The organism is Acinetobacter sp. CFCC 10889, from assembly GCF_003268395.1.
Taxonomy (GTDB): Bacteria; Pseudomonadota; Gammaproteobacteria; order Pseudomonadales; family Moraxellaceae; genus Acinetobacter.
The window spans coordinates 1-9449 of the sequence record NZ_LQXQ01000086.1 but is presented as its reverse complement, the minus strand read 5'-3'; the positions used below and the strand labels follow the sequence as shown (position 1 = coordinate 9449).

Genomic DNA, 9449 nt, shown 5'->3' with positions numbered 1-9449 from the left:
TCCATTGCAACTCTTTTCATAGCTAATTTGAATATCAATATGCTTTTGTCTTCTGCGAATGGTTGAATAATCCAGAGCTGTCCAATCTAATCCGCAAAGTTTAATCAAGCTTTGGACAAAGCCAGTCACCATGCATACAGAAAGACGAAATAAGGATTTAATCATTAAGCAGCATTGGATAGCTGCGTCGGAGTAGGTTTGATTTCGCCCTTGTTTGCCTTTTGATGGAGCATACCATTGCGTAGCAGGATCAAACCAAATGGCAATATTTCCGCGACTCATGAGTGCTCGGTTATATGCGGGCCAATTGGTTGTGCGGTAGATTTTGTGTGTAGGCTTCTTCATTTGAAAATTATATCGCTGAAAAAGCCTTTACAGATAGGTTTGTGCAACAAAGCCCCATCGAGGTGAAACCGGCTGTGAGCGCGGGTTCAAGCATATAGCCCGACAGGCGCGTATCCTTGCCGATCACGACACGATGGCGGTGGTCACCGCGACGAAAGACACGGCCAGCCGCCATGCCGACGCGCAAGGCGGTTTCCGCCGTCATCGCGCCTTCGTTGGCTTTGCCACGAATACCGTCTGTGCCGAAATATTTGCGCACCATAAGGTCGATTATCCTGTCGTCGGGTCGCCCTCAAAGGGGACATGCCTGCTGAACCGCGAATATAGAGAAATATCCCGAATGTGCAGTTAACGAATTCTTGCGGTTTCTTTCAGCGCCGCCAATACCGCCAGCCCGTCGCGCAAGGGGCGCGGCTCGTGTGTGCGGATGAAGTCAGCTCCACCTGCGGCGGCGGCAAGCTCTGCAGCGAGTGTCGCGGCCCCGACATCCCCCGGACCACGGCCTGTGAGCGCGCGCAGAAAGGATTTGCGCGAAACAGACAGAAGCACCGGCAAATCGAAGCGCAGCCGCAATTCATCGAACCGCGCCAGCACCGAGAGCGAGGTTTCGGGAGCAGCCCCCAGAAAAAACCCCATGCCGGGATCAAGGACAAGGCGGTTGCGTTTGATACCGCACCCGTCAGCGCCGCGATGCGCGCGTCAAAGAACGCCGCAATGTGATCCATGATGTCGCCAGCGGGTGCCTCGCGCCGATCTGCCTGCCCGTCTTGCACCGAATGCATAACGACGAGTTTGGCAGATGATTTCGCCAATTGCGGATAGAACGCAGCGTCTGGAAAACCGCGAATATCATTGAGATAGGCCACACCACGCGACAAGGCATAGGCTTGCGTCGCGGGTTGATAACTGTCGAGCGAGACGGGAATGCCATCTGCCTTGAGCGCGTCCAGCACCGGCGCGATACGCGCGATTTCTGTGTCGGACGAAACAGGCGCGGCGTCGGGATTGCTGGATGCCGGACCGAGGTCGATCACATCTGCCCCCTCGGCCATCAGCTTACGCGCCTGCGCAATGGCTGCGTCTGGCGCCAGATACCGGCCTCCATCGGAGAAACTGTCCGAGGTTATGTTGACGATGCCGAAAATGATGAGCGATTTATTCATGGGGGCTTCTATAATAATAATAATCGAGCATGAGTCTCATACGGATGCTCGGGTCGAAAGGGAATCCCCAGGCGAGTAACCTGTTTGCGGTGATCTGAACCGTACCGGGTTTGTCGGAGACTTTTTTATTTAAGTTAGGCCACCTGACCTAACGGATTAATTTTATCATAGTACATTGCTTCAAAATCAAAAGGTGGCACATAGCTTCGATCAAAAAACGATTGACGCATGTAGACAAAGTAGTGAGGAACGTTTAGAACGGCTGATTTCAGGTGAATCTACCTTTGAAGAAGAAGACGCGGTACTAATGATGCAATGGCGCGCCTTAAATAATCGACCTAAAAACCAGGACTAAAATCATTATCCTGATCGTGATTCCTTACTTTTTCAGAAGTTACAGCTTTTTCCCTCATTTTCAAAGGCACACGTTCAATGACTTGTCGCTGTATAAATGCTAATTCTTCATCAATAGGGGCGATCTGAATAACTGAACCCTCTAAGTTTTGGCCGAGATCCCTTAAATATCCCAACTTCTCAAGTCGATCGAACGATTCAGTATTCAAAAGATCAATATAACGCTGTAAATCATGCTGAATCAATGTTATAGGTTCAGTCGTTTGAGGATCTTTCAATAAAGTTTGCAGCATATTCTGCTGTAAAAACAATAATTTTTCTCGCGCATACCACTGTTGTCGAGTACGTGGCGTTTCAGCTTGCTTGCTTAGTTCTTCAATCTCTTTTCGATTTTTTAATTCAGCCTCATAAAACGAACGATACTGCTCATAACGATTTTCAGCGCGAATACGTTGAATTTCTTCAATCATATGCTGTTGTTTGGCCCACAACTCAGGTTCATTCTCACACGCAAAACGTACCGCCTTATTCATCACGGGGACATCCTGCAGCTGGGTTCCATACTTCTTGTTGTAATCTCGGTGTGATAAACAACTCACCCTACTCGGCACTTCTATCTGAATACCTCGAATCTCAACCTGTTTCATTGGCGCATACCGCATAAGACTGTCATTAATCAGTTCTTCAGTTTTCTGTCGGTACAACTGCAGCTGTGCTTTGCCCATCCCCAATACATCAGCCGTGAGCTTCTGCGCACCACCTTTCTGCGGATCCTTGGGGTTATAACGCTTAAAAAACTGTTCGGCTGAACGATCAATCCCATCCATATGCCGTTCACTGTACATCAGATGCAAATGCGGTTGCTCAATCCCGGCAATTAAACCCGCATGATTATGGATGGCGCAGCTAAATGGAAAACGATAGCGGTCGGCAAACTCGGTAATAAACGCTTCAGCCAACTCAATCCGTTGCGCTTGGTTTAATTCTTTGGGTAAAGCCACGACCAGACTGGAACAGGTTCGGCCATTACTCCGTTCATATACATCTGCAGCCTGCCAAAATTCAGCCGGTTTTCCCTCGGCAAAACTGGGTAAATTCCCGGATTTCACAAACTCAATGTGCTCAGAAACCGATTCCTTATAACTTTTAAAGTGTGACGTTCGGGTGATGTAATGAAAGCGATTCTTGGCTGTGGCGCCATCTTTGATTTTTCCTGATCGTGTCTTTATCGCTTTTTTTGCGGTGTGTTCAAGGTTGCAATAGAACATATATCACCTTCATTTTTAGCCGGGGCCTCGCAGAGCCTGCGGAGCACGAGGAGGAGTGTTTCTAATTCGATATAATTGCGTAGTAATTATATCGAATTAGAAACACGGAAACGAGCTTAAGAATTAAAAAAAATGTTCCCACATTTTTTTTTAATTCTTCCCGTGCCGGCCTATGCTAAACTGAAAACACAAAAACCTCACCCATTTTATGCTGGAGAATGCGATGGCGGCCCGTGGAAGACCTGCGAAAATACTCACTTCAAATGACCTCATGACATTACAGCAGTTCCTTAAAAATCTCCCTTTCCTCAAGAAAAACCAGCAGCAGGCTTTGACCTTGCTTCAACAAGCAAATGGCATCTTCAATGACAAACAGCTCAATCTACTGAAAGCTGCAGACCGTGATAAAAACCAGTTTTTAAAAAGACAGGCCCTCATTGAACAGATCAAGCTAAAGGATAAAAACCAGCAGCCCCTTCTGGCCAACGAAACAGAAATTCTGGCATTACTGACACAGGAAATGGATCAGGATAATTTCTTCCGCCTGGATCGTGCCCTGGAGTCTTACCAGAAAATTGAAAAAGCAGCCTTGGAAAACCGGATCCGGCTGGAGAATGAACACAAGCGCGAAATTTTGCAAAAAAGTCATAAAGAACTGACAGACGCCCAAAAGAAACGTAATGCAGAAAATCAGCTCAAATATGCTTTAGGTGGAGCAGTACTAGCCGCCTGGAACAAACTTAATTTATCAACCGAAAATATAGATCCAGAAAAAGTTAAAAATACCATCGTCAATAACCAAAATTTTTTCAGAATGGTCAGTAACACCACGCTTTATCAATATATTCATCCAAGAACTGAAAACTACTTTCGAAGCAGAGAATTGTTTATCAAAGTTATTGAAGGATTATGTGAATATGATGACCACGGTACAGAACTTTATATCTTTGAAGCAGATAGTCACTTAAAACCGCAATAAAATGCGATTACAGCCACTTTTAAACCAATTTTTGAGTTAGCTACGTCTAAATCAATAAAGTGGCTGTAATCGCAAAACAAGAGCATTTAGCTTATTTTGCAAAAATACAAATCAAGATCCATTTCAAAACTCACAATATACCTAGAAGGTATATACCGAGCGAGTGTCTACGAGCGGCATAACTAAAATTCGCGCTTCGACTCTTTGAAAAACTGTTTTTTAGTATGTGAAATCTAAAAGAGCGTAAATCAAATGCCAAAATTTGATTCTAGAACGAGCGAAAGCGAGTAAAAAAGCACTATAAGCGAAGCGAATTCCGAATTGTTTGTGCTTTTTTTAAAGTCATAACGAGATTTACTAAAAATTGCCCCAAGAATCGAGCGATAGCGAGATTCAATAGAGTTTGAGCGTAGCGAAAACATAGGGCAATTTTTCATTCTTTCCTTTTTAATATATTTTAAATCTTTTAAATCTTTTAGGCTATCTGAAAGGCTTTAACAGAAAGGCTTTCAGCTCCTAACTATGAGGGATTGACTACTAACTATGAGGGATTGACTACTAACTATGAGGGATTGACTACTTAACTATGAGGGATTGACTACCAAATATGAGAGAATTATATTACTCATAGTTAGTTTATCGAATTAAAAATGATGAGTACATCTAAAAAAGAATTAGTAGTTAAATCAAATCAAGTAATTGAGGCTTCATATCAACTCAGCTCAACAGAACAACGGATTGTCTTAGCAGCTATTAGTAAGATTAGTCGGGCTGAAGATATTACAGATGATGAAATTTATCGCGTAACTATTGATGATTTAAAAAAACTTGGGGTTCATGAAAAAACAGCTTATAGAGATCTAAAAGATGGTGTAAACCGCTTATATGACAGATCAATTAATTTAGCTATTGATGATGAGTCAATCAAAATGAGATGGATTCAATCCATACGCTTTTTAGAAAGTAAAAGCGTTGTAGGAATTCGGTTTTCTAAAGAAATTTTGCCGTTCATTTCTAATCTAAGCCGTGAATTCACTAAGTATTCGCTATCTGATATTGCTGGTATGAGTAGCGCATATGCTATTCGTATTTATGAGCTACTAAGCCAATATCGTTCCATAGGAAAACGAGAGATTTCCATCGAATCTCTAAGAAGTATGTTGGAGTTAGGGAAAAGATATCCATTGTCTGCTGATTTAAAGAGATGGGTTATTGATACTGCTGTAGTTCAAATCAATGAACATAGCCCTTTAAATGTATCTTACGAGCAAATAAAGACAGGTCGAAAAGTCACACACATTCACTTCACGTTTAAAGAAAAATCAAAAAGTATTGAGCATAAATCCGAACAGAATAATTTTTATAAATTGACAGATTCACAAATTAATATGTTCGGTAATCAGCTTTCACGCTTACATGAAGTATCTCACCTAGCACAACAAGGTGAAAGTTATGACGACTTAGCTATTAAAATTAAAGATATGCTGCGAGATCCAATAAAACAAAAACAACTTATTCCTCATCTTAAAAATTTAGGCTTTAAGGCATAAAGGTCGATTGTGTATGTAGCAGTTGACTGTTTGTTAATGTATTTTAGTTCACATAATGGACAACCAAAATTACAAGATGAAATCACTATCTGTTATTGAGCTTTCAAATCTCTATGGAATAACTCGTCAAGCCATTTATAAGCAAGTTAATAAAGGTAATTTAAGTAAAAATAGTGACGGTAAAATTGATCTTTCCGAAGCTATTCGAGTCTTTGGTGAACCTTCTAGAAATGTAAACAGTTCACAGACAACCGAAACACGAAAGTTGTCAGAAGTTCACCTATTAGAACAGCAGGTTTACATGCTTCAAAAACAGCTTGAACAGGCTCATGAGCGTGAGCAGTTCCAACGTGAGGAACTAAAAGCTAAGAATGATCAGTTACACGTTAAAGATGAGCAAATTGAAGCAATACAACGCCTACTAGAAGCTCCAAAAGCTTATACAACTAGTTCTATCGACCCAAAATTAGATATAGCAACAGATACTAGGTCAAAAAGTGAGTCGAACTATGATGTATTGACTACTCAACCAAGAGAAACTCCTGTAGAAGTAGAGATCCAAACTCAGCCGAAAGATGACGGATTGACTACTCCGGAGCAGGTGGAAAATAAGCGGATTCCAGTACCGGAGCACATTGACCAGGAACCGGAGAAAAGGGGCTTTTGGAGCCGTTTTTTTAGACCCTATGATTAACTACGATTGTTTAACTGATATGAACAAAGTCGTGAAACATTGATCAAATAATAAGCGTGGAACGTGAAAAATCATAAAAAAAACCCACCTTGGGGAAGATGGGCTATAAACTTTGAAATAAGTATATGAATTTCAAAGTAAATTATAACACGTTTCGTATAACGTGTATTATGTTAATTTTAGAGAATCTTAAAAAATACTTTTATGAAAAATAAAATTGAAGATTTAAAATCAACAATTCAAGAACTAATAGAATTGTTTGAAGAACAGAATTTAGAACATTGGGCAGAAATGTATAAAAGAATACTGTTCTATATTGATGATGATCTAGAATACGCAAAATATAAAATACAAAGTACCATTGGAGGAATGGGATCAATGGATGATATCGTTTTATATCGCAATGGTGATCCACTTATCAAAGAAAACAATCGTTTGGATTACTTAAGAAGTAAATTATATGTTTTTTGCGAAAGCTAAATTATTCTTAATATCGCTAATTTAACATAATGGCGATTATACGAATCTAAAAATGGGAGTCTTTAGCTCCCATTTTTATTGTTAAACATTGAATCCTATATGTTTTCCTGTTGGAAGCTCTACATCAATACGGAGCTTCCCGCCCATTGCCTCAACATACTTTTTCATGGTTGAAATCTTAAGATCATTGCCACGATTTTCTATTGCTGAAAGCGATGGCTGTTTTATTCCCAAAGTTTCAGCAAGTTCCTTTTGAGAGATTTCAAGTTCTTCACGAATAAGATGAAGCTGATTTTCTAGCAGTAATTCATCTGCCATTTTTTGAATACGGGCTTGGCTCTCTGGAGAGCGGCTAGCTAACAATTCTTGCAGAGTCTTAGCCATTAGATTTATCTCCTAGGGTGGTGAGATGAAGTTGGTATTGTTCATCTGCAATATCCAGCATGTCTTTATAAAAACGCTTTTTACTGCCTTTATCAGCAATACATAGAACAATAGCCTGTCGTAAAGGATCAAATGCGAAGAAAGCTCTCAGTGGTTTACCTCGATGTTGAACACGAAGCTCTTTCATGTTGGTAAATTTAGAGTCATAGACAGTATCTACTAAAGGGCGGCCTAAACTTGGTCCTTGCTGCTGTAGAACAACTAGGGCAGCCAGAACCTTCTCTTGTGTTGATTCGTCTTGCTGTTCAAGCCATTCATTAAATAGATCTGTCGTAATGACTATCCACATACCACAACCAAAATATAGATTATAGTCTATATTTTAGGAGCATTATGCTTGTTTTGCAAATGAGAAATGATAGGCAATAAAAAACCCCAGCATCCTGCCGGGGTTTTTCATATTGGGGTCGTTTGCGGGAAGGGGCGGAATCCTACGCTAAGGCTTTGGCCAGCGATATTCTCCGGTGAGATTGATGTGTTCCCAGGGGATAGGAGAAGTCGCTTGATATCTAGTATGACGTCTGTCGCACCTGCTTGATCGCGGCCGCGATAGCTAGATCGCGTTGCTCCTCTTCTCCATCCGCGTTCCAAGCTGCGGAAAGGCACCCATAAGCGTACGCCTGGTCGAGCAGGCGACGCGGATCGACGTCCAGCGCACGAGAGAATGCGTCCGCCATCTGTGCAATGCGTCTAGGATCGAGACAAAGGTCGTCTCTGTCAGCCGGATCGTAGAACATATTGGCGGCGCCAAAGCCCACTTCACCGACCAGACCGACGGGATCTATCACCAGCCAGCCGCGACTGGAGAACATGATGTTTTCATGATGCAGATCGCCATGTAGCCCACGCAGTTCCGAGGCATTGCTCATCATTTGATCGGCTATAATCGCCGCGTGGACGTAGTCAGTTTGACAACCTGCGTTTTGATCATCGCGCGCCCGCTGAAACAAAGCTGCAAAGCGATCCCGGATCGGGAGAAGGGCAGAAGGCAGGGGTTCCTCAGATGCGGCATACAGCTTCGCCATTAGTTCCGCTGCAATTTCGGTCGCCTGGTAGTCGCCGTGCTCGGCAACGATGTGAGAGAGCATTCGCTCCCCGGCATATTCGAGCAACATCAGATTGTTCTCACGACCGAGCAACCGGACTGCTCCCCTCCCATTGCGCCATACCAGATAGTCGGCCCCGCGCAGTTCATCAGCAATGTCTTCTATAGGTTTCAATCCCTTGACGATTGCAGGAGTCCCGTCTGGCAATGAAACTTTCCAAACGAGGCTGGAAAAGGTGTCCGCAATGAGAACAGGTTGCGAAACGTGCCAATGAGCAGGAAAAACAGGCGGCATGAACATCAACCCCAAGTCAGAGGGTCCAATCGCAGATAGAAGGCAAGGCGTTCGCGGTCGGGGGCTTCGATCCCCAATACATTGAATAGGACAGCGAAGGCGCGCTCTGCTTCATCTGGCGCTGCCCAGTTCTCTTCGGCGTTAGCAATCATGAGTGCCAAATCGGCATAGCGATCTGCTGTTCCGAGCCGCCCAAGGTCGATCAGACCCGTGCATTGAAGAGTTTTAGGGTCCACCATGAAGTTCGGCATGCAGGGATCACCATGGCAAACAACCATATCGGTGCGCTCTTGGTCGAGCCGCACCGGTAGCTCTCGTTCGACACGAGCCAAAAGATCGAGCTGCGGCGTACTCTTGTCCTCGTCCGGTAAGAAGTCGGGATTGACGGCATTGCGGGACACCACATCAACGGCGCGTCCGAACATTCGCGACAGCCTGCGCTCAAACGGACATTGATCAACCGATAGGCTGTGAACAGCGCCAAGTTGCTGCCCCATTGACGGCCACGCTTTGAGCAAATCCGCTCCAGACAGATCAGCCGCCGGTACTCCCGGAATTGCCGTTATCACCAAGCATGCACCCTCCTGTTCCTCCTGCCAGTTGATGACCTCGGGGCAAGCCACACCTCGACCTTTGAGCCAAATGAGGCGGTCACGCTCTCCAGCGAGCTCACCGCGGCGGGAAGCAGGTGCGATTTTCGCGAAGGCATGCCCGTCACCACGTCGAAAAACAAAATCACCAGATTCTCCGCCTCTGACAGGCAACCAGTCAGAATGCGATTCACCAAAAAAAATATTAGTTCGATTCAATGGAGGTTCCTTCAGTTTTCTGA

General features: G+C 43.8%; 11 protein-coding genes and 1 pseudogene. 4 read left to right on the top strand and 8 right to left on the bottom strand.

The window, feature by feature from the left end; genetic code table 11:
* From AVJ19_RS19550 to AVJ19_RS19530, 4 genes and pseudogenes are all read right to left on the bottom strand, one after another.
* A partial coding sequence (locus AVJ19_RS19550; RefSeq protein WP_171334250.1) for a transposase occupies positions 1 to 345 on the bottom strand: 345 nt, incomplete at its 3' end.
* 7 nt (positions 346 to 352) lie between these two features.
* Positions 353 to 607 carry a phosphoglucosamine mutase gene (locus AVJ19_RS19545; protein ID WP_051626581.1) on the bottom strand — a complete coding sequence of 85 codons (255 nt, stop codon included), beginning with the start codon at positions 605 to 607 and terminating at the stop codon, positions 353 to 355.
* Positions 608 to 693: 86 nt separating this feature from the next.
* Positions 694 to 1508 (bottom strand): annotated as a pseudogene (sul2, locus tag AVJ19_RS19540) (sulfonamide-resistant dihydropteroate synthase Sul2).
* Positions 1509 to 1846: 338 nt separating this feature from the next.
* Positions 1847 to 3130 carry a MobA/MobL family protein gene (locus AVJ19_RS19530; RefSeq protein ID WP_068911102.1) on the bottom strand — a complete coding sequence of 428 codons (1284 nt, stop codon included), beginning with the start codon at positions 3128 to 3130 and terminating at the stop codon, positions 1847 to 1849.
* A 223-nt stretch (positions 3131 to 3353) separates the two neighbouring features.
* Between AVJ19_RS19530 and AVJ19_RS19525 the strand changes: the two genes are divergently transcribed.
* The 4 genes from AVJ19_RS19525 to AVJ19_RS19510 all read left to right on the top strand — a co-directional run bounded on the left by AVJ19_RS19525 (position 3354) and on the right by AVJ19_RS19510 (position 6833).
* Positions 3354 to 4109: a hypothetical protein gene (locus AVJ19_RS19525; protein ID WP_005175443.1), complete on the top strand. Its 756-nt coding sequence runs from the start codon at positions 3354 to 3356 to the stop codon at positions 4107 to 4109.
* 650 nt (positions 4110 to 4759) lie between these two features.
* Complete coding sequence (gene repM, locus AVJ19_RS19520; protein ID WP_004763517.1) at positions 4760 to 5659, top strand: replication initiation protein RepM; 900 nt, start codon at positions 4760 to 4762, stop codon at positions 5657 to 5659.
* A gap of 76 nt (positions 5660 to 5735) precedes the next feature.
* Complete coding sequence (locus tag AVJ19_RS19515) at positions 5736 to 6353, top strand: plasmid replication DNA-binding protein (RefSeq protein WP_026040226.1); 618 nt, start codon at positions 5736 to 5738, stop codon at positions 6351 to 6353.
* 204 nt (positions 6354 to 6557) lie between these two features.
* Positions 6558 to 6833, top strand: a complete 276-nt coding sequence (locus AVJ19_RS19510) for a DUF6966 domain-containing protein (protein ID WP_004967304.1) — start codon at positions 6558 to 6560, stop codon at positions 6831 to 6833.
* 81 nt (positions 6834 to 6914) lie between these two features.
* Here the strand turns inward: AVJ19_RS19510 and AVJ19_RS19505 are convergent, their stop codons facing one another.
* From AVJ19_RS19505 to aph(3'')-Ib, 4 genes are all read right to left on the bottom strand, one after another.
* Positions 6915 to 7217, bottom strand: coding sequence for a helix-turn-helix domain-containing protein (locus AVJ19_RS19505; protein WP_001140620.1), 303 nt, complete (start codon positions 7215 to 7217; stop codon positions 6915 to 6917).
* Complete coding sequence (locus AVJ19_RS19500; protein WP_004967307.1) at positions 7210 to 7566, bottom strand: type II toxin-antitoxin system RelE/ParE family toxin; 357 nt, start codon at positions 7564 to 7566, stop codon at positions 7210 to 7212. Before AVJ19_RS19500 ends, AVJ19_RS19505 begins: the two co-directional genes overlap by 8 nt.
* A gap of 220 nt (positions 7567 to 7786) precedes the next feature.
* Positions 7787 to 8623 carry an aminoglycoside O-phosphotransferase APH(6)-Id gene (locus tag AVJ19_RS19490; protein WP_000480968.1) on the bottom strand — a complete coding sequence of 279 codons (837 nt, stop codon included), beginning with the start codon at positions 8621 to 8623 and terminating at the stop codon, positions 7787 to 7789.
* Positions 8623 to 9426 (bottom strand): aminoglycoside O-phosphotransferase APH(3'')-Ib, encoded by an 804-nt coding sequence (gene aph(3'')-Ib / locus AVJ19_RS19485; RefSeq protein WP_001082319.1) that lies wholly within the window; start codon positions 9424 to 9426, stop codon positions 8623 to 8625. The genes AVJ19_RS19490 and aph(3'')-Ib overlap by 1 nt, the downstream gene beginning before the upstream one ends.
* Between the last annotated feature and the right edge of the window lie 23 nt (positions 9427 to 9449).

Coding starts and splice junctions, on each gene's coding strand:
- AVJ19_RS19505 (WP_001140620.1), bottom strand. CDS start 7,217: ATGGCTAAGACTCTGCAAGAATTGTTAGCTAGCCGCTCTCCAGAGAGC.
- AVJ19_RS19490 (WP_000480968.1), bottom strand. CDS start 8,623: ATGTTCATGCCGCCTGTTTTTCCTGCTCATTGGCACGTTTCGCAACCT.
- AVJ19_RS19525 (WP_005175443.1), top strand. CDS start 3,354: ATGGCGGCCCGTGGAAGACCTGCGAAAATACTCACTTCAAATGACCTC.
- AVJ19_RS19500 (WP_004967307.1), bottom strand. CDS start 7,566: ATGTGGATAGTCATTACGACAGATCTATTTAATGAATGGCTTGAACAG.
- AVJ19_RS19510 (WP_004967304.1), top strand. CDS start 6,558: ATGAAAAATAAAATTGAAGATTTAAAATCAACAATTCAAGAACTAATA.
- AVJ19_RS19545 (WP_051626581.1), bottom strand. CDS start 607: ATGGTGCGCAAATATTTCGGCACAGACGGTATTCGTGGCAAAGCCAAC.
- repM (WP_004763517.1), top strand. CDS start 4,760: ATGATGAGTACATCTAAAAAAGAATTAGTAGTTAAATCAAATCAAGTA.
- AVJ19_RS19530 (WP_068911102.1), bottom strand. CDS start 3,130: ATGTTCTATTGCAACCTTGAACACACCGCAAAAAAAGCGATAAAGACA.
- AVJ19_RS19515 (WP_026040226.1), top strand. CDS start 5,736: ATGAAATCACTATCTGTTATTGAGCTTTCAAATCTCTATGGAATAACT.